This window comes from Anatilimnocola aggregata (assembly GCF_007747655.1).
GTDB lineage: Bacteria > Planctomycetota > Planctomycetia > Pirellulales > Pirellulaceae > Anatilimnocola > Anatilimnocola aggregata.
The window spans coordinates 1,255,516-1,278,229 of the sequence record NZ_CP036274.1 but is presented as its reverse complement, the minus strand read 5'-3'; the positions used below and the strand labels follow the sequence as shown (position 1 = coordinate 1,278,229).

Here is a 22,714-nt window from a genome sequence, read left to right as displayed (position 1 = left end):
TCTCTCCGAGACTGGAGCACGGGTTTCGGATAAACCCGCCTACGAGTGACGAGCAGGATCGCACGGAAGAGACCCGCAAACAAACTGATTCGCAAGGAAGCACACGGATGGCAAAATCATGGCTTCGGGCTACTTACGCCCTTATTGCCTGCGCGGTACTGGCCGCGGGTGCGATCCTCATTCCACCTGCCTCGCTCTGTGCGCAGGAACCACTGGCAGCTCCAGGGGTGAAGTTCAAGGTGCAAGGCGCCGCTGAACGACTGGAGATGACTGTCAACACCAGCCGCATTCTCGAATTCGAATTCGACGTGCCGAAGATGCTGGTGAACAACCCGGACCTGGTCCGCGTGATTCCGATCTCGCCGCGCAGCGTGCAGATCTCGGCGATCCGCGCCGGCGTAACGCAAGTCAACGTCTGGGATGACAAGGGTAAGGTCACGTCCATCGACCTCGTGATTCTGGGTGACGTGCAGGAACTCGACTTGATCCTCAAGACCGAATTCCCCGAAGCGAACGTTCGCCTCCGCCCGCTCAATAGCAGCCTGTTCGTCACCGGCTTCGTGCCACGGGCCGAGATGGTGCCGCAGATCACTCGCATCGCGCAAGACTACTTCCCGCAGATTGTGAACAACCTCACGGTCGGCGGTGTGCAGAAAGTTCTCCTCCATGTGAAGATCATGGAAGTCTCGCGCACCAAGTTGCGGGCCGTTGGCGTCGACTGGGCAAGCGTCGGTAGCAACCATTTCATCTCGCAAGGCGTGAGCGGCGCACTCGCGGCGACCGCTGGTGTCGGTGCGGGGATCGCCACGACGCCCGCTGGCCCCTCGACGGTTCGCTTCGGCATTGTCGATGGCAATACTCAGTTCTACGGCTTCCTCGAACTGCTCCGCCAGAATAACCTGGCCAAGCTGCTCGCTGAACCAACACTCACGACCCTCAACGGCCGCCCGGCCAGCTTTAACGTTGGTGGTGAAGTGCCGATTCTCGTGCCACAAAGCCTGGGAACGGTCACGATTCAATACCGCGAATTCGGCACACAGGTGGACTTCGTACCGATCGTGCTGGGCAACGGCCTGGTTCGCCTGGAAGTCCGCCCGCAGATTACCGAACTCGATAACAGCTTGTCGGTCAACTTGAACGGCACCAGCATCCCTGGTTTCCGCCAACGCCGGGCCGATGTGGGTGTCGAAATGCGGGCCGGTCAAACACTGGCCATCGCTGGTTTGGTCTATACCCGCACCGAAGCTTCCAATCGCGGTATTCCTTGGCTGGCTGATCTGCCGTGGTTCGGCGTTCCCTTCCGGCACGTGCAAGAGCGGCAGAACGAAGTGGAACTTGTGATCCTGGTCACCCCTGAATTCGCCGAAGCGATGGACCCGAACGAAGTCCCCGCCTGTGGCCCTGGTCAAACGACTGCCAGCCCCACAGACGTGGAGCTCTACTATCGCGGCTACCTGGAAGTACCTAAGAAGTGCGACAGTGGCAACTGCGATTCGACTGGTGCCCCGATCCGCACTCCTGAAGAACTTGAGCCTGGCTTCAGTGCTCCTTACGGTGCCTCATCGAACCGCCCGCAGACCACGCAGCCCGTCAGTCGCCAGGTTTCGGCTCCGGCCGCACAGCCCAGCTATAGCGGCACACCCGCTCGCACCGTTGCGACCGGCACAGGCGTTAAAACTGCCCTGCAATCGTCGGCACCGCAGCCGGCGACCAATGGCAACTATTCGTACTATGCCGGCAGCAGCCAACCCGCTGCTCGCACCGCTCAGGCTCCCAAGCCGTCGCAACAAGCTCGGCCCGCCTTGATCGGTCCGCTCGGTTATGACGAATTGAAGTAACACAACGATTCCTCCGGGCGGCGGTACAACCACCGTCGCTTGCACGCCTCCTGGTATGAAAATCTAAACGTCGCTCACTCGCCTGCCCGCGTTTTCCGACCTATCTACATAGAGGCAACGTTTCTGGTCGAAGACTTACTTCTGCCAGCGACGCTACCCAATGTTGGTCTGACCCTGTCCTCGTGAGGCTGGTCCGTAGAAATGAGCAATGTGCTTCGAATTGCGATCGTCGACCCCAGCGATACTTCGCGCACCGCGCTGAAGAATATGCTGCTGGGCCTCGATATCGTCTGGCTCGAGGCGGAGTGCTCACGCTACGAGTTTTTCTCCGACGTCGTCACCCAGACCAAGCCCGATATCGGCATCGTCTGCATCGACAGCAATCCCGACAAGGGTTTGAAGCTCGTCGAGACTCTCCGCGATACCAGCTCCGAATGTGCGATCCTCGTCGTCAGTTCTTCGAACGATGGCCAGGTCATCCTGCGAGCCGTGCGCGCCGGTGCGAAAGAATTTCTCACTCAGCCCGTGCGCGTCGAAGATCTCGTTTCGGCCGTCGATCGCATCAGTACACAAAAGTTTGGTGGTGGTAGTGGCGGCACCCGCAGCTGCCATGTCATCGCCGTGGCCGGTGCTACGGGCGGCGTGGGCACCACGTCGGCTGCGGTCAACCTGGCCTGCGTCCTGGCTTCCGAACCTCGCAACTCCGTCGTCCTCGTCGATCTCGACATGGCCCTGGGCGATGCCGACGTCTTCCTCGACGCGATTCCCGATTACACCCTGGTCGATGTCGCGCAGAACATCTCGCGGCTCGACTTCTCGCTGCTCAAACGTTCGCTCACCAAGCACAGCTCGGGGCTTTACCTGTTGCCTCGCCCCGTGCAACTGCAAGATGCCTCACTCGTCACGCCCGACGATCTCACGCGCGTGCTTGGCCTGCTGAAGGCGACCTTCACGCACCTGATCATCGACCTGTCGAAGAGCTACAGCGAACTCGACTTCGTCGCGCTCAAAAGTGCCAAAGACATTTTGCTCGTCACGCAGCTCGACCTGCCGTGCTTGCGAAACGTTGTGCGGTTAATGATGTCGTTTGGCGAAGTCGAAGGTCTGAAAGACAAAGTCAAAATCGTCGTCAATCGCGTCGGGCTCGGCAGCGGCGAAATCAGTTTGAAGAAGGCCCAAGAGACCATGGGTCGCGAAATCTTCTGGCAACTGCCGAACGATTACCGCACGATGGTCGAAGTTCGCAATAACGGCGTCCCGCTCATCGAACAAGCGCCCAAGGCTGGCATTACCCAGGCCTTCATCACGCTGGCCGATACCCTCAGCCGCGACGAAAAAGGAAAAGACGTCGACCCCGCTGCTGCAGCCGCCGGCGCTGGCAAAAACGCCAGCTGGCTCGGCTTCCTCTCGCGCCCCAAGCCCAAAGGCAAATAACCCGCGGCTTGGCTTTCCCTACCCATGCTCCGGCACGGCGACGAGTACTTCTTCCGTCTCGCCGACCTTGCGCAACCGCACGGCGGCAATCAGACTCAGCAGCGTGATGCCGCAGGCGACGATTCCAACAGTGCCAAAGTGTTCCAGCTTGCCGTCGGGGGCTTGAGTAATGATGAGCCCGGCCAGGTACGCGCCGATGCCGCTGGCAATGTGCTGCATCGAGGCATTGGCGCTCATGAAGCCACCGCGCAGTTCCGGCCTCACGCTGCCGGTAATCATTGCCATCGCGGCAATCATTCGTCCCGCGTTGCTCACCATCAAACAGCCCACGACCAGCACGGCAAACAGCGTGGGGACCGGCGGCAGAAATGTCACAGCAATTAGCAGCACCGCCGAGAGGGGCGCGATGATAAGAAACATCGTCAGCTTGCCATACCAGTCGGCCAGCTTGCCGACGACAGGAGCGACAAACAGCGTGAGCAAGCCACCGGCGACATAAACGAACGGCAGCTGTGACTCTCGCATTCCCACATTCGCCACCAGGTACGGGCTGATGTAGGGAATAACCGCGAAGCCACCGATCATCAGAGCAGCGCTCAGGGCGAAAGCGATCAAGTGATTTGGCTCGCTGAACGTATTCACCAGCGAGCGCAACGGGTGCGTGTGCTTCTTTCCTAAGTGGGCATTGAGCGGCGGCAGCGCGAACGTGGCGATGACGAGCACGGGCAATCCGAGTGCGACCAGCGCGACGAATGGCATATGCCAGCCATAATTCGTGCCCAGATACAAACCGAACGGTACACCCACGACAGACGCGACCGCAAAGCCCGACATCAAAAAGCCGGTTGCAGCGCCGCGTCGATTTTCGGGAAACACATCGCCGACAATGGCCATCGCCATGCCGCCGAGAATGCCACCAAACGCGCCGGTGAGAATGCGGGCAGCAACCAGCAGCCAATAGGTCGGTGCGACGGCACACAGGAGCGTGCCGAGCAAGAAGCCGGCGAAGATCGACAAGAACGCAGTCCGCCGCGAGAAGCGGTCGATGATCGACGACGCCACCAGCCCGGCAATGCCAGCTGCAAAGGTGTAGGACGAAACGATCAGCCCGAATTCAGCGGGGCCAATCTTGAAGGCCCGCATTAACTGCGGACCAAGGGGCATCACTACCACAAAGTCGACGATGCTCGTGAATTGAACCGAGGCGAGCACCAGCAGAACGACCCATTCCATGGTGCGCGTGCGGGCTTCGACCTGCGCCAGGGCAAACGGTTCGTTAATCTCCCCTTGGGGCAGCACTGGCGATTCATACGGATTGGACATGGAACTTCCTGATCTTCGCAGCCAACAAGTGCCCTGATTCTATCGTGCCGGCAAGAAACGACGGCACCCACCAGAGCTTTCTCTGCGAAGAATTACCGATCCGCTACGGCAACCTTACAGACAACGGGCAGAATCGCGGGTTCACGCGTTTTCGTGGAAAGGCTTCCAGCTTGGCAGCTAATCTGCGGCAGCCCGCTATCGTCTCCTCATGCTCCGCCGTGAGTCGCACTTTTCTTTCCAGCACGCGGAGCTTGATGATTAGCTACCGGCCGCTAGCGGCGGACTGCCGCCAAAGCTTCGTTGGCCGATCGACTGCCAGTTTGATCGCTGCGGCCCGCGTGGGCAAAATCGCCGCGGAGAGTTTTCAGCGCGTAGCGCTCTTCTTCAATCTCGGGCTGAGTGCGCACGCCATAAGCGCGGAACACCGGCAGCGGTGGGCACCAGCCTTGAATTGCATGCTGCAACAGAAAGCCACCGACCACGACGGGCATCAAGAAGAACCGACGGTCCACGAGCAAACCGAGCGTAGAAAAGGCAAGGACCGCAGTCGCCGCATTGGCTTCCAGCATCCGCTCGACATCCCATTCTTCGTCAAGTTCTTTCAGTCGCCCTTCGATGGCAGCGCGACCTTGGCGGGCGATCTCCGCGACGCGCTGTTTTGTCTGCAGACAAATCCGTTCGTTGTATTCATCGGCCGTGTTGGCTGGGACGCGGTCAACAGTGGTGGGAAGTTTAGGCAGCAGGGAGGCCAATGATTGAGCCATGACGATTCTCCGTAGAATGCAAATAGGAGGGGAGGCAGAAAACCTATTCAGCAAACGGAGTGCCAAGAACTCGACCTGAAAGTATCTCACCCTTTCGGCCAAACCCCATCGACAATTGGTTTTAGTTCCAACTTCGCGGGATCGAGCGTCACATGTTTGACGCGCTGGCGCTTCCAGGTGTAGGTGATGTGTACGAGACCATCGGACGATTGAATCACAGCTGGATAAGAATACTCACCCGGCGTACTTTCGAGCACCACTGCCGCTTGCCACGTAGAGCCGTCTACAGCGACGGCCACGTTCAGCGGGCTGCGACCTTTTTGCGTGTGGTTATAAACGAGCAGCTGGCGACCATCGCGGAGCGTCACGCCATCGATGCCAGAATTCGGATTAATCAAGTCGATCGGTTCGAGCTTCGACCAGGTTCGTCCGGCATCGCCCGATGTGGCTTGCAGAATTTTTCCCGGCGTCCGCGTGCGGCAGAGTATCTGATACCCGAGTGACGTGCGCAAGAGGGTGGGTTGAATGGCGTGCTGCGTTTTGCCGTCGCAGAGCGGCTCCGTCTTTTCCCACGTCTTGCCGGCGTCTTTGGTCCACTCCATCTGCACCTGCCAGCCCGCATGCTCGGTGCTGCTACCGCAGAGCAACACTCCGTCTTTGAGCAGGATCGGCTTGTTCTTCACCGGTCCCATGATCCCCTCGGGCAAGCGCTCGGGCTTGCTCCAAGTAAGGCCACCGTCGTTACTGCGCAGCAGCATGCCCCACCATGTGCTCGGGCTTGGCCCCAACTTATAGAACAACAACAGCTCGCCCATTTGATCGCCAGCAGTTGGCATTTGAAACAGCACTGGGTTCCAACAAGGCAATTGCTTCCCCTCGGCCGCCTTGCCGTTGGCCACTTCCACGGGCGTGCTCCAGCCCTCTTTTGTTTGCCGCGCGAACCAGATGCCCACGTCGGCGGCTCCTTCACGCGTCCCACCAAACCAGGCAGCGACGAGCCCCTGCTTCGTCTCTTCAATGGTCGACGCATGGCACTGCGGATGCGGCGGCTCGTTGTAAATCAGCTCTTCGCTTACCACGCCCGGCGAAGCAGCCAGTGCGGTCGAAAGCATTCCCGCGCACACCAGAGTGAAATTCAAAAAGCAGATTGCCAAGCGCATAGATCAATCCTTCGGTGCCAGACAGAAGCGAGAAAAGCAAATCGGAATATACCGCCTGGCGCAGCCCGCTTCTATCGACTAGGTCGACGAACGAAAGTCGCTCGCTACGGAAGCTGGCAAGGGCGACGGACTCGCAATGGTAGAACGACAAATTAGGAAGCTACTTCTGCTCGAACGCCCCGCTCGCTTCCAACTCGGCGACCCAACTTGTCAGCCGCTGGCGTATGGCGTCGCGCACTTCACGAAACTTGTTCAGCTTTTCCGCTTCAGTTCCAGGAAAAGCCGGCGGATCCTCGAAGGGCCACAAGAGCTTGTTGCGCAGGCCCGGCCAGGCTCGCGGGCAAGATTCAGCTGCGTCGTCGCACACGATGATGGCATAGTCGATCTCACTCTCCAGAAACTCGGAGAGATGCTTCGAACGGATGCCATCAGTATCGACGCCAGTCTCTTCCAGCACTTGCCTGGCAATCGGGTTGATTCCCTTGGGCGATGTTCCCGCGCTATGGACCTCAAACCGGTCGCCGGCAATGTGCCGCAACTGAGTCTCACCCATCACGCTGCGGCAAGAATTTCCCGTGCACAGAAACAGAACCTTCAACTTTCGCATGTTCCACCTTGGCAGCAATTTGCGCGCACACCCCGGCAACCGCCGACCGCCAGCAGACTCCCCACCAGCGGCGCTGCAATATAAATCCACAAGTCCGCGAGGTTACCCGACACAATCGCTGGTGCTAACGACCGCGCAGGATTCATCGACGCGCCGCAAATGGGCCCGGCGACCATGGCTCCCAGGGCCACGACAGCGCCAATCGCCGCGCCGGCCATAATTCCCTTTTCTTTCGCCCCGGTCGAAACGCTTAAGGCCACAAACATCAGCACGGTCGTTATCACGACTTCCAAGACAAACGACTGCCAGGCACTGCCCGCCGGCAGCGTGGCACCGAGCGTGGGATGCTCGAACAATGTTCGCAGCAGCAGGCTGGCGAGAAGCGCACCCACAATTTGGCTCGCCATGAACGGGGCGACAAGTTTGCCCGGGAAGCGCCGCGCGGCCCAGAAGGCCAGCGTCGCCGCCGGATTGATGTGACAGCCTGAAATATCGCCCAGGGCGTAGATCATCGCCATCACGACCAGGCCGAAAGTCAGCGCGATGCCGACATGCGTGATGCTGCCGGCCGAGACATCGTTCACGACGATCGCGCCCGTGCCTGCAAACACCAGCACGAACGTTCCAATCGCCTCGGCCAGACACAATCGCCAAATACTAACGCTAGTCATGCACGCATTGTGCCAGCGACCTCTCGCAACGAGAAGGGGCTCACGCATGAAGAAAGCATGAAGTGCTGATCTGCGAGCAACGAACCAACTCGCTTGACGTTAGGCAAAAATTCCCGGCACGTGTTTGCCGCCGTCGACAATTTTGATCGGGCGGCCAATATTGCTCATGTTTTCTTTATCGGGATTCACACCCAGGCCAGTGCACACCGTGCGGAGCATGTCGTTCACGTTGACTGGTCGATCGGTGACCGAATCGCCCGAGTCATTCGTCCGGCCAATTACTTGCCCGCCTTGCACACCGCCGCCGGCCAGGGCCATGTTGAAGGCCTTGGGAAAATGATCGCGCCCCGAACGCGGATTGATCCGCGGCGTGCGGCCAAACTCACCCATCCAGAGGACCAACGTATTGTCGAGCATGCCCTGCTGCTTGAGGTCTTGAATCAACGCGGCAAAGGGCTGATCGAGTTGATTGCAGAGGCTCGTCGTTTTTTCGAAGTTGTCGAAGTGTGTATCCCAATTGCCCAGCGAGACTTCGATGAATGTAACACCCGCCTGCACCAAGCGCCGTGCGAGCAGACAGCCCTTGCCGAATTCCGACTCGCCATACAACTTGCGCGTGGCACTCGATTCTTTATCCAGATCGAAGGCTTTCATCTGCGGGCTGAGGATCATCTTGGCCGCACGATCGTAGACTTTTTGGTGATCGGCCACTTCTTGCTGGCCACCTTTGGTAGCGAAATCCTGTTCGAGTTTGCCGAGCAAGTTCAGCCGCCGTTGATAGCGAACCGACGAAGTCGGCAGCGCTGTGTTGTCTGGCAAGCGGCCAGCCGATTGCATCACAAACGGATCGTAATCGACACCCAGAAGCCCGGCGCTATCGCCAAACCGACCACCACCGATCCGCACGAAACTGGGCAACTCGGCCACATGGTCGCCAATCTCGTGCGATATAATCGACCCCAGCGTCGGATACTTTACACTCGCCGTCGGCAAGTAGCCGGTGTGCATCAAGTAGGTCGCACGTGGGTGGGCACCCTCGCGGCTGTTCATTGAACGAATCACGCACAGGTCGTTCATTACCTGCGAAGTCTTGGGCAAGCCCGCGGCAATCTCGATGCCGGGAACCGACGTGCTGATGGCCTTTGTTTCGCCGCCATTTGCATGCTTTGGTTTGGGAGAGAAGGTCTCAAACTGGCTCGGGCCACCTTGCATCCACAGCAGGATGCAAGCCTTCCCCTGCTTGCGCAGGTCGGCCGCGCTCGCGGTCATTTGATCGGCCCAGGTGAGGCCGGCAGCTGCTGCAGAAGTGCCCGCGATTGCGTTCAAAAAATCGCGCCGCTGCAGTTGCCCGCGGCTGGAGAATTTAAGGCTGGTTTGCAGATGAAGTTGGGTGTTCATGGTTGATACCTTACTTAGCCCGCCGCGTTCTAGCTCGCTACGTGTTTCGCCTTAGAATGCCAATTACCGCCGATACAAAAACTCGGTCGAATTCAGCAGCGACCAGTGAATGTCTTCAAAAGCTTCAGTGCGATTTTTCACATCCGCCACATGCGCGAGGCAAGTGTTCACTTCCTGTAGACTCGGTTCGCGGGCCAGCGTGCGCAGGTACAACTCGCCGATCAAGGCGCGGTCGTCTTGGATCTCGCTCAGCATCTTGCCGAGCGCGGTGCGCCCGCTACGACCATCGAGCAGGCCATTGAAATAAGGTGAGTTCATCATCACGAGCGCTTGCGGAATGGTCCCCGCAACTTCGTCGCGGCGCTCGCTTGGGTCGTAACCAAACACGGCTGCAAAGGCTTGCCGTGGACCACGACCGAATCGCACCCCACCGCCATATCCCGGTCCTGCCATGGCCGCAGGTTCGCGCGTACCGAGGGCAGTGAGCACGTTCTCGAATAATTGATCGGCCCGCAAACGCTGCGGCACATTGGCCACGAAAGCCACTTGCTCGGGATTGCGCCGCGAACGACTGGCCCGCTGATAGGCTTGCGTCGCAGTGATCGTTTCGAACAGCCATTTCACGTCGTAGCCAGTGGCTGCGAAGGCGGTCGAGAGGTGCTCTAGCGTCTTCGGCGCGAAGCAATCGCGGTCCGGTCCCATATCGTCGACCGGTTCATAAAAACCTTCGCCGACCAGTTCCGACCAGAGACGATTCACGAGTGCTTTGGCGAAGTAAGGATTCTCGGGCTTGGTAATAAATTCGGCCAACTGGCCCCGGCGCTGACTATCACGCGTGGTGACGGGGACCGAGTCGCCCGTAGCAAACAGGATCGGCTTCATCATGCGGCCCGGCGCGTCAGGCTTTTGCAGGTCACTCATCCGATGCTCGGCCGAGCCGCGCACCCGATTGCCATTCCGTTCAAAGGGCTCATTTCCAAACTCCGTAACCGCCACGCTGATGGTGCGATTGTCGGGCGTGAGAATGATCCGCGACGAGACGCGGGGAAAGAACGCCGCCAGTTCATGGAACTGTTCGCGCTTCCAGCGATCAGTGGGATGATCGTGGCACTGGGCACATTGAATCTGCACGCCGAGGAAAATGCGCGAGATTTCGGCCACTGTTTCTTCGGGCTTCCCTTCCTGGGCGATGATGAGCGCCGTCTCACCTTTCGTGAGGCCGTCTCCCTCCGCCGTGATGAAGTCGGTCGCGACTTGGCTCCAAGGCTTGTTCTCGTTAATTGATTCTCGCAAGTAATCGGTCAGTACGCCGGCGACGATTTGCGCCCGCTGTTCGGTCGCGCGATACATGATCACGTCGCGCCAATACTTCGACCAATTTTCGCCGTAACGCCGATCGGCCAGCAGTTTGCGGACGATGGTTTGGCGTTTGTCGGTCGCTGGGTCGAGCGCAAAGGTGGTGATCTCAGCTGCCGAAGGGAGCCGGCCTTGCAGGTCGAGCGTGACGCGGCGGAGAAAAATTTCGTCATCGGCCATTGGGGCCGGCTTCGTACTGGCACTTCCCAAGTTCAGTTCGCTGGCCAGGATCTCGTCAGCTTTGGCGGCGACTTGAGCGGGCTCTTCTTTGGCAAACGCTGCGGGGTAAGTGAAGCCGGTGAACGTCGTTCCACTGACGATGGCCAGGGCGATCCAGGCACGATAGCAACTCATAAGGCAACTCCCCGAAGCAGGCAGATCACTCGTTCCAGCAATCTAAACCCTGCCGCCCGCAGCATGTTCCGCCAGCGGCAGTTGATTAATTCGCACGCGCGGGACCGGAGAGATCAATTTTAGAAATTACGTAGTCGGACGCGTCAGCGAGGGAGATGTGCGAATCAACGGTCTTCTGCAAATCACACTTGCTGACGCGTCCAGGCTATGTAGGGGGACTACTTCTCGCCCTTGCGGAACTTCTCGAAGTACTGCTTGGCGTGTTCGCGCTGCTCGCGCGGCAGGTTCTGCTCATTGAGCGCATCGGAATCGCGGGCAGCGGCCGATTGCAGTTCAGCCTTCACTTCTTGCAGGGTCTTGCCGGCGATGTTCTTGCCATCGGCATCTCCCGTGCGGACCGATTCACCAGGGCGGGCTTTGCCAGCCACGCGCGAGTCGTAGGACTTGGTATCGACTTCTTCCTCGGGACGCTCACCCTTGCCGCGACCCGAACCAAGCCCCATACCAGGCTGACCCTTCTTGTTGCCATTGCGACCTTGGCGGCCCATCTTGCCGTCCATTTCGCCATCCATTTCCTTGCCGTTTTGGCCACCCTCTTTGCCATTCATGGCGTTTTTGGCGTCGGCCAGTTCATCCAGAACCTCATCGAGGTTTTCCATCTGGTCGAGTTGTTCCTGCGCTTCCTTCATGGCCTTGGCGAGGTCGTCGAGTTTCTGGCCGGCTTCTTTCGGGTCGCCATTGCCATCCTTCTTCATGCACTCGGCGCACTGACCCAACTTGTTGGCGAGTTTGTCGAGCATCTGCTCCATTTGCTTCCCTTCTTTTTCCGCCTTATCGAGCTTCTCTTGCAGCTTGGCGGCACCTTCCAAGTCACCCTTTTCGATCTTCTTCTGAATCTCTTGCTGCAGCTTCTCGCGATTATCTTTTTGGTCCTGAGCCATCTGCTGAATCTTTTCCTTCAGCTGATTCATCTGTTTGGCGAGTTGCTCTTTGTCTTTCTCTTCCAGCTTGCCGTTCTTCAAGTTTTCCTTCAGCTGTTCGAGTTGCTTTTGCGCTTCTTTGAAGTCGCCATCTTTCATCGCATCAGCTAACTTATCGGCAGGGCCTTTTTCGATTTTGCCAAGCTTATCAAGCTGTTTTTGCATCTCTTTCGCGCCACCCAGTTCCTGCTTGCGCTTCTCCACTTCCTTCGCCAGATCGTTGATCTTGATCGTTGCTTCTTTCTTATCGATCCCTTCCTTGGTGGCGATATCGCCGACCTTCTTCGAGATCTCTTTCAGCAACTCGGCGTCTTTCAACGAGACATCGGTCTCCGGCTTCTTGGCATTTGCTTCAAGCTTCCTTTTGAGGATCTCAGCGGCCTTCTTAATTTGTAGCTTCATCTCAGGGGTAGTGCCCGTGGAAGCTGTCGCTTTGTTTTCGAGCGCTGCATTCGGCAGGAAAAGGAGCCCGCCAATAACGGCGGCGGGAACCAGCGGCAGCGCGAAGCGCCAGGTTGGCTGCAATTTGAATTGTTCGCGCACATCGATCCGCTCGACCTTGCGAATGGCATCAGCCACAAGTGCCTGACCGACTTCGGTCGAGAGCTCGTCGGAGTTGAGCGCCAGCGTGCTGGAGACGCGCTCCTTCAGTCCATAACGCCGGTCGAGTTCAATCGCCGCATCGATCGACGAACGTCGCACGACGTAGGTCCAAACCGAAGCAATCAACAAACCGACGGCGAGACTGCCACCGAGCCAGCTGTAATTCCAAATGTCGTGCTGGAGTGGCAAAGCCCACAACTTGGGAACCGCGAGGCCAATCGCGCCGATGAGGAGCGTGGCGAAAAGAGACCAGACTGCGATGGTCAGAAACTGCTGGCCAATGAGCCGCCGGCGAGCCCGACCAACCTGACGCTTGATCTCTTCCATGGCCAATACCCTCTGCAGATAAGAAGTCGTGCACCAGCAGTACGACGGCACTAACCGCGCTTTCGCTCTCTGATTCGCTGGTCACCGCTTGATTATAGGAGCCAGCGAGCAAAAAACTCTAGCAGGAAATCAACTGTCGAATGTCTTTGCCAAAAAGCGATCCGGCCACCTGATGAGGTGCCGCTTGGCAAACGCACGATCTACTTAAGAATACTCCTCAACCGACGGCGGAGTTACAGAGGGCGCACCGCTTGCCTAATTCCCTCAGACCACCTGACTGGCATAGGTAGAGATTCGAGCAACGATTATACTTGCTTGACCGGCACGACCGAAACATTACAATGGTAGTCAACATGGTAATGTTTATTGCTCATCGGCCTCTTGCCGCTGATCCTAAGTAGTTACTGATTCAGCGTTTGCCTCACTACAACGTCTGCGGACGAAAATCATGACCGAACCAGCCAAGCTCAGCAAAGTCGAGGGAATCAAAGACGCCAGCAATTTTCTGGCTGGGCCTCTCGCGAATGAAATGGTCGATGGAAACCCGAATTTCGGCCACGACAGCGAAGTGCTCCTCAAATTTCACGGCACCTATCAGCAGGATGACCGGGACGAGCGCGGCCAGGTTTCGGAAGACGGCAAGAAGAAGAAGGCCTACAGCTTCATGGTCCGGACACGCATTCCGGGCGGCATTCTCACCAGCGATCAAGTGCTGGAAGAACTCAACTTGTGCGACGAACTGGGTAACACGACGCTGCGAATCACGTCGCGCCAGGCGTTTCAGTTGCACGGGGTGCTAAAGGAAAACCTGAAGCGGACGATTCAGCGCATCAACGAGTGCCAACTCTCGACGCTGGCCGCCTGCGGCGACGTGAACCGCAACGTGATGTGCTGCCCCGCGCCGTACAAGAAGAAGATCTATCGCGAGACGCAAGCGCTGGCCCACGAAATTGCCATGCACTTCGCGCCGCGCACCAAAGCTTATCACGAAGTGTGGCTGACCGATTCCTCAACGGGCGATAAGCAACTGGTTGGTGGCGAAAGCGAATCGAACGGTGACGGCTTCGATGTCGAACCCATCTACGGCAAGCACTACATGCCGCGCAAATTCAAGATGGCGATTGGCTTCGACTTCGATAACTGCGTCGATCTGTATGCCAACGACCTGGGACTAATGGCGGTCACCGATGGTGACAAGATCATCGGTTACAACGTGCTCGTCGGTGGCGGCATGGGTGTAACTCCTTCCGCCAAGAAGACCTTCCCCGCAGTGGCCAAGCGGCTCTGCTTTGCCGGCACGCACAATGTGATCAAAATTGTCGAAGCGGTTTTCAAAGTGCAGCGCGACTTCGGCAACCGCGAAGATCGCAAGATCGCACGATTGAAATATGTCGTGGCCAATTGGGGCATCGAGAAGTTCAAAGCCAAGGTCGAAGAATACTACGGCGGTCCGCTGCCGGAGCCACATCCGACCGATGTCCACGGTTTCAACGACCACATGGGCTGGGACGAACAAGGGGACGGCAAGTGGTTCTATGGATTGAATATCGAAAATGGCCGAATCAAAGACACGGCTGACATGCAACTGAAGACTGCGATCCGCGAGATTTGCACGGTGCTCAAGCCGGGCATTCGCCTGACCGCGCATCAGAGCATGCTCTTCACCGATATCGAAGCCAAAGACAAGGCGCAGCTGGAAGCAATTCTGAAGAAGTACGGTGTCAAGCTGACGGAAGAGATCAGCGAAGTCCGGCGCTATAGCATGGCCTGCGTTGCCTGGCCGACCTGCGGGTTGAGCATCACTGAAAGCGAACGAGCGCTGCCCGGCATGATCGATCAACTCGAAGTGGAGCTAGCGCGGCTGGGACTATCGACCGAGAAGTTCACCGTGCGCATGACGGGCTGCCCAAACGGCTGTGCTCGACCTTACAACTGCGACGTTGGCTTGGTTGGTCGCGCACGTGGGCAGTACACACTCTTCGTCGGTGGCCGCTTGCTCGGCGATCGCTTGAACAGCTTGTACAAAGACTATGTACCCGCGGAAGAGGTTGTGAGTACGCTCACTCCGCTGTTCGTCTACTTCAAGACCGACCGTCAGGCGGGTGAAACCTTCGGCGATTTCTGCAATCGCAAGGGGCAAGCCGACCTGGCTCAATGGGCCGATAACTTCGCCGTGGCCAAATAGCGTGGGCTTTCGTCCACACCACTTGGCAAATTAGAAGCGTGGGCTAAAGCCCACGCTTCGAGTTAAGGGCAACAGCCACGTTACTTCGCCTTGCAATACGACAGGGCGAGCAGGGCATAACCGGTGACGATGGCGGAATCGCCCTCCATCCAGCGGTTGTTTTCGTTCACCCAACTCCCGTCAGGTTGCTGCTTGGCGGCCAGCGTCTCGATGATTTCTTGACGCCAGTCGTGAGCCACGCCCTTCTCATCAACGAACTTGTCCTGCCCCAGAGCATCGAGTGTCTTAGCCATCGTATGGTAGTAGTAGTACAAGCCCGAGGTGCCCATGCCGGGATTGCTCTGCAGGTCGTAGTTCTTGGCGAGCCACTTCTGGGCCGCGACTACGCGCTGATCGTCCTTCGCTACGCCGGCATAAATCATGCTCTTGAGTCCGGCGTAAGTCATCGACGCATAACTGCGCAGGGCGCCGGTTTCTTCATCAACGCCGGCCTGGCTGGAACCGCCAGCAGCGGGAGTGTAATAGAAACCGCCGTCGGGCTTTTTGGCGGCGAAGGGGGTGGTGTTGTTCGGGGTTTCCAGATTCTGGCAGCGTGAGACGAAGATCAAAGCCCGCTTCATCGCTTCGTCGCTTTCGCCGTTGCCGGTTGCTTTGAGGGCATCGATGAAGAAGCTGGTGTTCGAGAGATCGGGCCGCTTGTTCTTGCCGTAGCCTGCGCCACCGTACTCGACATCGCTCGGTGCCTTTCCATCGGTCGCACCCCACTGCAGGCTCTTCATGTACTTCTCGCCAGCTTTCAGAATCGTATCGTATTTGCCATCTTTATTGGCCAGGCCGAAGGCGACGAGCGAAATCGCGGTTTCGTAGTTCTTGTGACTTGTTTCGGCTGCATGAATGCCACCATCGGCCCGGACAAAGCTCTCGAGATACTTCAGGCTCTTGGCGATTTGCGGATCGGCCGGCGAACGACCGTGCCGCAGCAGGGCAGCAGTCACGAGTGCCGTAATCGCGGGGCCCGCTTTGGCGTTGTAAGCGCCGTCGGCATCTTGGGCTTTGGTGGTGAGAAATTCGATGGCGCGGTTGACCATCGGCTCGTAAGCTTTGTTTGCGGTGTCGGCACCCGAGACGTGGGCGGGAACCAACATTGTGCCAGAGACAACTGCGCAGACCATTGCTGCCATGAAACGACGAACCATGAACCGGATCCTCTAGAAAGAGAAGTAGGCCGTTGCAATCTGGCAAGCAACAGACAAGAAGGGAACGACTTTCGGCATTATCTGCGGAACAGCAGCGTTTTTCTAGAGGCGGTAAGACCGAATGTAATACGAGAGAATCAGTCGAGTATCGCCAGAATGTCGTCTTCGCGGCAGATGAGAAGCTCCTGGTTGTTAATTTTCAGCTCGTTCCCCGCGTAGGCGTGAAACATGACCCGATCCCCCTCTTGAACGGTCAACGGGCTGCGGCGGCCGTCACTGAGGAGGGCACCATCGCCGACAGAGAGGACGCGACCCTGCTGCGGCTTCTCGCGGGCGGAGTCGGGCAGGACGATGCCCCCCGCGGTTCGTTCTTCGGCAGGTAGGCGTCGAATGATGACTTTGTCGCCCAGGGGTACAAGCTTCATGAACGGGGATCTCCGGCGGGATGCGGGGGCAGGTCACAAGACCGGCTTCGCTGGGGCGGGATTGTCGCACGCGCCGCGGACAGACGCAAGCATCGCCTGCTAGCGGGGCTGGGCAGCCTTAGCCCAAAGAACTTCGGCGACGTGGGTAGGCTGTGGCCACCAATTCACCGGTTCTGGGAACAACGGACTGATGTTCGGGTCCGATTTTGCCGATTGAACGCGAGAAGCTTTAACGATTGCGCGGACCTTGACGACTGCTAAGCCCGGACAGCTGACCGGGCCTGCTGGCCGAGAGTATGCCGGAGACCGATACCATGACCAAAACTCGCGCCGGCAAGACTAAGGACGCAGCAACCACTGCTAGCGAGACTCTGTCGTCTAGGGACCAGTCGGTTTCGCCCCATCGCATCGATGCAGCCCATGAGGGGACCGGTTCAGCTGCCACGACAACGCCCGAAATGATGGCGGCCTTGGCCGATTCAGCCCTGACCGCCGCCGCCGAGAACGACGAGATTTTTCACGCCACAGCAGTCCCGCGCGACCCGCTGCAAGATCTGGCCCTCCGCGAAGAACAGTTGCAACTACAGGCTGCTCAGTTAGCAGGACACTTGAAAGCCCGGCTGACGGAAGTCGACCGCCGCGAATCGCAACTCAACGCCCGCATTGCCCAACTCGAAGCCGACCTCCGTTCTGCCCGCCTCTGGCAGCGCGAGCGAGAATATGAGTTTCAACAGCGCGAAGGGGAACTCTGCCGGCAAGTGGAAGACCTGCAGCAGCGGTCGAGCGAAGTGGCCATCGGCGAGCAGCAGGTTCAGACGCTCGATGAACGGGCCGAGCAGATCATCACCCGCGAACAAGAACTGAAGGCCCTCGATCTGCAACTGCGCCAGCGCCGCCAGGAACTCGATCGGCAAGCTGCGGCCTTTTCGCACGCCCAGTCCCTTTGGCAATTGCAGCAGAAACATGAAGAAGCCGCTGCCCGCCAGCAGCGCGAACGGGCCGAAGAAGTTTGGACTCGCGCAGTGGCAGAAGAACGGCAAGAGCTCGATTTTGAGATCGCCGGTCGTCGCCGCAAGTTGGAGACAGGCGAGCAAGTTCTGCGCGAGCAGCAGCAGCGGCTCGATCAAGAACGCGTCGACTTCGAACGGATGCGCGTGCAAGGGACCAACCAACTGCAGCGAGAACGAGCTGCCTGGGATGAACGCCTGCAAGCGATCGACTTGGAATTTGTGTCACGCAAGCGGGAACTCGAAAGTCGCGAAGCAATTGTCGAGCGTCAACGCGTGGCCATGGAGCAAATGCGAACCGAAATCGGGCTGGTCCATCGCCAGTCGCTCGAAATGCGGCTGATTGCCGAGCAACTGTGGGCCCAAATCACCGGGCGGCTGAGTAGTGCCGAAATCACCCGCTCGATCGCTTCACTCCGGCTACAACTCAGTCAGCAGTACGAACAGGAGCAGAAGGCCCTTACCAAGCAAAAGGACGAGCTCGTCCAATTGGCCGAGCGACTGCAAGGGCAGCATCAGTTGCTCACCGCCGAACGGCAGGAAGTTCGCAACTGGGGCTCGGCTCGCCAGGCCGGCATCGAACAGCAGGCTCGGCAGTTGGTCGAACGAGAACAACAGCTCGAATCCGAGCAGCAGGAACTGCGCGCTTCGCGGCAAAACCTGCACGACGAACGTCGCCGCTACGAGCAAGAGATCCGCGACCTCGCCACGCAATTGCGGGAAGCCACGACTTCGCCCGCTGCAGCGTGATTCGGGCAGTCCTATTACATCCCCGCTTCTTTCAATAGCCCGCCTGAACCTACGTTCGTTAGCGCGAGCTGAATTGAGCCGTCGCGGAGACTGCGATTTTCATCTCAACCTGGTCGTGGGCCGATTCAGGCTCCTCAGCTTGTCGGCTAGGGCTGACTATCTTCCACTGTCTCGCGATCGAGTCCGATGAGCCTTGCTATTCGCACTTCCCCTTTCAGCAGGCCGAATCGGGTCGAAAAAGTAATCTCCGCAGGTGAACGAACCCGCACTCTGCACGATTGTCTGACTAGCGTGCCCGTTCTTTAGGCGAAACACCGGCTTGCCGCTCGTTGACAACGTTGGCCCGCGTTTCTAGCATGACAATGCTTATCACTCTCCTGAGAGCTAGAACGACTGCAATTTAGCGGTTGTTTTCATGGATGGAACGCCTCTTCAAATCCGTCCCGTCACCTCCCTATTTTCGCGAGTCCCCGATTGGCAACTCCTTCCCGTAGCGGGGTTTTCACGCAGGCGACCGATCGCCGAGTTGAGCGATTTACCGAGAGCATCAGCTTCGACCGCCGCCTCTATGCGCACGATATTCAGGGAAGCACCGCCCATGCCCAGATGCTGGCAGAAGTGGGCGTATTGACGCCACATGAGCGGGACCAGATCTGCGCGACCCTTCAGCAGATTGGCAAGGAAATTGAGCACGACGTATTTCCGTTCAGCATCGCGCTCGAAGACATCCACATGCACATCGAACAGGCGCTGATCGAGCGTCTGGGGGATGTGGGCCGCAAGTTGCACACCGGCCGCAGTCGAAACGATCAAGTTGCTACCGATCTGCGGCTCTGGGTTCGCGACGCCCTCGACCGGATCAAGGACGGTCTCGAGAACCTGCAGCGGGCGTTCTTCGACCGCTGCGAGGGTGACTTCGAGGTCATTCTGCCCGGCTATACGCACATGCAGCGGGCCCAACCGGTGCTCGCGCCGCACTATTGGTTGGCTTACTGCGAAAAACTGGCCCGCGATATCGACCGGGTGAAAGATTGCCGCAAACGGACGAACGTCTGCTCACTCGGCGCTGCCGCGCTCGCGGGCACGACACTTCCCATCGACCGCCACGATGTCATGCAGCGGCTGAAGTTCGATAGCGTGGCCGGCAACAGCCTCGATGTGAGTAGCGACCGTGATTTCGTCGTGGAATCGGCGTTCGTTCTCTCGCTGATTGCCGCCCACCTGAGCACCTGGGCCGAAGAATGGATTCTGTGGTCGACTGCCGAGTTCAACTTCCTCAAGTTGCCGCACGAGTTCTGCACCGGCTCGTCGATCATGCCGCAAAAGATCAATCCCGATGTGCTGGAACTGACTCGCGGCAAATCGGCCCGTGTCATTGGCCATCTGCAAACTTTGCTGGTGCTGATTAAAGGCTTGCCGCTGGCGTACAACCGCGACCTGCAAGAAGACAAGCCACCGCTATTCGACTCATTTGAAACCGTCGAGCTATGTTTGGAATTAGCGGCTCCATTGGTGGCTGGCGCGAAGCTCAACCGCGAAGGGATCGCCGCGAAACTGGACCGCGGCTATCTCGACGCGACCACGTTGATGGAATACTTGATTCAAAAGGGAATCGCCCAGCGGACGGCCCATCACCTGGTAGGTTCGCTGGTGAATCAGGCCATGCAACAAGGGGTCTCGCTGGCTGAGTTGCCGTTAGAGACGCTACAAGCCGCCCATCCGGACCTGGATGAAAGCGTGCGCGAGATTCTGGGGGTCGATAAGGCCGTGGCCGCGTTTCGCAGCTACGGTTCGACTGCTCCCAGTGAAGTTCGCCGCCAGATCGAGATCTGGCGAAGCCGGTTGTATCAAACAGACCCGGCAGTCCTGAAATCCGACGAAGGAGCAATTACGCTAGAGAAATAGCCGTCGCGCGCACCAAGGGTGCTGCGAGATCGTTTCCACTCGCCGAAGTTTCGCTCTTTATGATCAATTCTCCTGCTCCATCGCTGCTCGCCAAAATCCTCTGGTGTGGCGGCCTGCTGCTACTTTCGAGCCCGGTGTGGCTGCTGCAGGTTGGCGCGCAACCGCCGCCGGGCAAAGGTGGCGCCGATCCGTTTGGTGATGGGGCCGGGGATCCAAAACCTACGAAGAGAGAAGCAGGCGAAGCGGCTGACATCCCGCGTGCGGAATCCGAGGTGATTCTGCAACTGCGCGAGTCGAACCCCAAGACACCTGAAGCTATTCTGCAAGCTGCCTTGGCGGTGCAAAACTTCGGCCGCGATGACGAAGCCAAACGCTATCTGACGAAGTTCCTGGATGCCAAGTTTCCGGAAGAAGACCTGGCCCCCCTCGTGGGCAAGCTTGGTTCGGACTATTTCCTCAAGCTCAGCACCACGGTCGACCTGCAACCGGAAGGGCAACAGGTCTCGACACTGGTCCTGACTGCGGCTCGTAAGCTGGCTGAAGATCCGGCTCGACTCGCGGCACTCGTGAAGATTCTTAGCAATTCCGACTTCGAAGCCGCTTCGAGCGCGATTGTGCGACTCGAACAAGCGGGTCCAGCGCTCGTTGGTCCTGTATTGCAAGCGCTAGCAGACCCCAGTCGGGCGGCTGAACATTCGGGTCTTTACCAGGCCCTCGTCGATCTGGCGACGACTTCGGAAGCTCCCCTGATTGGTGTGCTGGCTGGCGCACCCGAGCCGATGCAGGTCGTCGCTGCCAATGCGTTAGGCTTGATGAACTCGCGCGATGCAGTGCGTCATCTCCTCGCGCCTGCGTGGGCCGACAGCGTTTCACCCGAACTTCGCACCGCCGCGCGACGTGCCTTAACTCAGATTATGGGTGGCGTGCCACCACGAAAAGACAGCGAGGAATATCTCGTTCGCCAGTTGCGCCAGATTGCTGAAGGTCAGCATCCTTTTAAACCGAATGCCGACAACAAGACGATTGTTTGGCAATGGGATGCCGCGAAGGCGAGCCCGGTCTCAAGCAGTCTGCCACTCGAAGATGCCATTCGCCAATTGAATGCCCGCATTGCGACCGACTTGCAACGGATGGAGCCTCAGAGCGCTGAATACCAGCGCCTGCGACTGCTCCACCACCTGGAATTTTCCAAAGCCATTGGGGGCGTGGCTCGTCCGCTGGCAAAGAATTCGCCCGCTTTTGTGCTGGCCACTGAGGCTGGTCCAGAAATGGTGGCCGATGTACTCGCCCTGGCGATGGCCGAGAAACGTCATGCGGCGGCGATTGCCGCTTTGGAAGTGTTGGGCGAAATTGGCGACGCGAAGTTGCTCAGTTCGGAAAGCAGCGCACCCAACGTGTTGCCCCAGGCGCTCACGCACGCCGATCGTCGCGTCCGTTTGGCGGCAGCGCTGGCGATTGTCAAGCTGCAACCGCAGACATCATTTCCGGGTGCCAGCCACCTGACCGAAGTGCTGGGTGAAGCTGTTCGTACCGCTGGTGTCGACCGCGTATTGGTCGTCGATGCTCGCGCCGCCTATGCCCAAACCATCGTCGGCTTGCTGTCCGATCAAGGTTATTTTGGCGAAGTGGCCACGAACAGTCGCGACGCGTTTCGCCTGGCTACGACGAGCCCCGATTACGACTTGATCTTGATCAGCGATGCGCTTGATCTGCCGGTGACCGAGATGGTGCAACTGCTGCGGCGCGATCGTCGTACGGCCTTAATTCCCATTGGTGTGATGATTGGGACGGATCACGTCGATGACCTGCCGACCATCGTTGCGGATCAAACTTTGCGCGATCCGGTAGGCAAGATTCGTTCGTATAACGTGGATTCCGTCGGCGTGTTGCTGGCCGACGATCGTCGCACGTTGGTCGTACCCAGACCTCACACCAGCGAAACCACGGCGTTCATCGCGGGGCAAGTTCGCCAGCGCGGCGGGCGAGAATTGCTATCGCGCGAAGAACGAAACGCTCATGGTCGGGCCGCATTAGCTGCCCTGCAAACCTTGGCCAGCGACAACAACTCGCTCAATCGGTTCGATGTGCTGCGGCAAGAGGGCTCAGTTATCACGGCTCTGGGCAATCCGTCGCTGGCCGCTGCTGCGACGGAAGTACTTGCCACCCTGGCGACGCCTAAAGCTCAGACTGCACTGGTCGATACGGCCAGCCAGCCAGCGCGCGCCTTGGCCGATCGTCAGGCCGCAGCAGCCGCTTTTGCCGCCGCGGTAAAGAAGCGAGGCATCCTGCTGACCAAGCCACAGATCATCGCTCAATACGAACGTTACAACTCCAGCGCAACGCTGGACGCAAACACCCAAGCTGTCTTGGGCGGTTTGCTCGATACGCTCGAGTCCCGCCGCGCGGCCTCTGTTCCGCTCAAACCATAGAC

Annotated in this window: 16 protein-coding genes; 6 read left to right on the top strand and 10 right to left on the bottom strand. The window is 58.6% G+C overall.

Annotated features, from left to right (window positions below):
* Nucleotides 1–107: 107 nt before the first annotated feature.
* Together ETAA8_RS04920 and ETAA8_RS04915 are read left to right on the top strand one after the other, a co-directional pair.
* Nucleotides 108–1,838 (top strand): type II and III secretion system protein family protein, encoded by a 1,731-nt coding sequence (locus ETAA8_RS04920; RefSeq protein ID WP_145085725.1) that lies wholly within the window; start codon nucleotides 108–110, stop codon nucleotides 1,836–1,838.
* Nucleotides 1,839–2,039: 201 nt separating this feature from the next.
* Entirely contained in the window at nucleotides 2,040–3,272 is a 1,233-nt protein-coding gene (locus tag ETAA8_RS04915) for a response regulator (RefSeq protein WP_145085723.1), read from the top strand.
* Nucleotides 3,273–3,290: 18 nt separating this feature from the next.
* On the opposite strand, the gene ETAA8_RS04910 is transcribed toward ETAA8_RS04915, so the two are convergent.
* The 8 genes from ETAA8_RS04910 to ETAA8_RS04875 all read right to left on the bottom strand — a co-directional run bounded on the left by ETAA8_RS04910 (nucleotide 3,291) and on the right by ETAA8_RS04875 (nucleotide 12,815).
* Complete coding sequence (locus tag ETAA8_RS04910) at nucleotides 3,291–4,595, bottom strand: MFS transporter (protein ID WP_238397679.1); 1,305 nt, start codon at nucleotides 4,593–4,595, stop codon at nucleotides 3,291–3,293.
* Between the two features lie 272 nt (nucleotides 4,596–4,867).
* A complete protein-coding gene (locus ETAA8_RS04905) occupies nucleotides 4,868–5,359 on the bottom strand; it encodes a YgaP family membrane protein (RefSeq protein WP_145085720.1) in 492 nt (163 codons plus the stop codon).
* Between the two features lie 86 nt (nucleotides 5,360–5,445).
* Nucleotides 5,446–6,519: a sialidase family protein gene (locus ETAA8_RS04900; RefSeq protein WP_145085717.1), complete on the bottom strand. Its 1,074-nt coding sequence runs from the start codon at nucleotides 6,517–6,519 to the stop codon at nucleotides 5,446–5,448.
* Nucleotides 6,520–6,679: 160 nt separating this feature from the next.
* Nucleotides 6,680–7,126 (bottom strand): arsenate reductase ArsC, encoded by a 447-nt coding sequence (locus ETAA8_RS04895; RefSeq protein WP_145085715.1) that lies wholly within the window; start codon nucleotides 7,124–7,126, stop codon nucleotides 6,680–6,682.
* Nucleotides 7,114–7,797 carry an MIP/aquaporin family protein gene (locus ETAA8_RS04890; RefSeq protein WP_145085712.1) on the bottom strand — a complete coding sequence of 228 codons (684 nt, stop codon included), beginning with the start codon at nucleotides 7,795–7,797 and terminating at the stop codon, nucleotides 7,114–7,116. The genes ETAA8_RS04895 and ETAA8_RS04890 overlap by 13 nt, the downstream gene beginning before the upstream one ends.
* Nucleotides 7,798–7,896: 99 nt before the next feature.
* Nucleotides 7,897–9,195, bottom strand: a complete 1,299-nt coding sequence (locus ETAA8_RS04885; RefSeq protein WP_145085709.1) for a DUF1501 domain-containing protein — start codon at nucleotides 9,193–9,195, stop codon at nucleotides 7,897–7,899.
* A 63-nt stretch (nucleotides 9,196–9,258) separates the two neighbouring features.
* Entirely contained in the window at nucleotides 9,259–10,905 is a 1,647-nt protein-coding gene (locus ETAA8_RS04880) for a DUF1549 domain-containing protein (protein WP_145085706.1), read from the bottom strand.
* Nucleotides 10,906–11,123: 218 nt separating this feature from the next.
* Nucleotides 11,124–12,815, bottom strand: a complete 1,692-nt coding sequence (locus ETAA8_RS04875) for a DUF4175 domain-containing protein (RefSeq protein WP_145085703.1) — start codon at nucleotides 12,813–12,815, stop codon at nucleotides 11,124–11,126.
* Between the two features lie 448 nt (nucleotides 12,816–13,263).
* Between ETAA8_RS04875 and ETAA8_RS04870 the strand changes: the two genes are divergently transcribed.
* Nucleotides 13,264–15,000 (top strand): NADPH-dependent assimilatory sulfite reductase hemoprotein subunit, encoded by a 1,737-nt coding sequence (locus ETAA8_RS04870; RefSeq protein WP_145085700.1) that lies wholly within the window; start codon nucleotides 13,264–13,266, stop codon nucleotides 14,998–15,000.
* Nucleotides 15,001–15,080: 80 nt separating this feature from the next.
* Here the strand turns inward: ETAA8_RS04870 and ETAA8_RS04865 are convergent, their stop codons facing one another.
* Both ETAA8_RS04865 and ETAA8_RS04860 read right to left on the bottom strand, forming a co-directional pair.
* Nucleotides 15,081–16,196 (bottom strand): prenyltransferase/squalene oxidase repeat-containing protein, encoded by a 1,116-nt coding sequence (locus tag ETAA8_RS04865; protein ID WP_202921563.1) that lies wholly within the window; start codon nucleotides 16,194–16,196, stop codon nucleotides 15,081–15,083.
* A 137-nt stretch (nucleotides 16,197–16,333) separates the two neighbouring features.
* Nucleotides 16,334–16,621, bottom strand: a complete 288-nt coding sequence (locus ETAA8_RS04860) for a co-chaperone GroES (RefSeq protein ID WP_145085697.1) — start codon at nucleotides 16,619–16,621, stop codon at nucleotides 16,334–16,336.
* Nucleotides 16,622–16,935: 314 nt separating this feature from the next.
* On the opposite strand from ETAA8_RS04860, the gene ETAA8_RS04855 reads away from it, so the two are divergent.
* From ETAA8_RS04855 to ETAA8_RS04845, 3 genes are all read left to right on the top strand, one after another.
* The gene (locus ETAA8_RS04855; RefSeq protein WP_145085694.1) at nucleotides 16,936–18,378 is read left to right on the top strand and encodes a coiled-coil domain-containing protein; all 1,443 of its coding nucleotides are present in this window, start codon (nucleotides 16,936–16,938) and stop codon (nucleotides 18,376–18,378) included.
* A 474-nt stretch (nucleotides 18,379–18,852) separates the two neighbouring features.
* Nucleotides 18,853–20,283: an argininosuccinate lyase gene (gene argH / locus ETAA8_RS04850; protein ID WP_145085691.1), complete on the top strand. Its 1,431-nt coding sequence runs from the start codon at nucleotides 18,853–18,855 to the stop codon at nucleotides 20,281–20,283.
* 59 nt (nucleotides 20,284–20,342) lie between these two features.
* Nucleotides 20,343–22,712: a response regulator gene (locus tag ETAA8_RS04845; protein WP_145085688.1), complete on the top strand. Its 2,370-nt coding sequence runs from the start codon at nucleotides 20,343–20,345 to the stop codon at nucleotides 22,710–22,712.
* The last annotated feature ends 2 nt before the right edge of the window (nucleotides 22,713–22,714 follow it).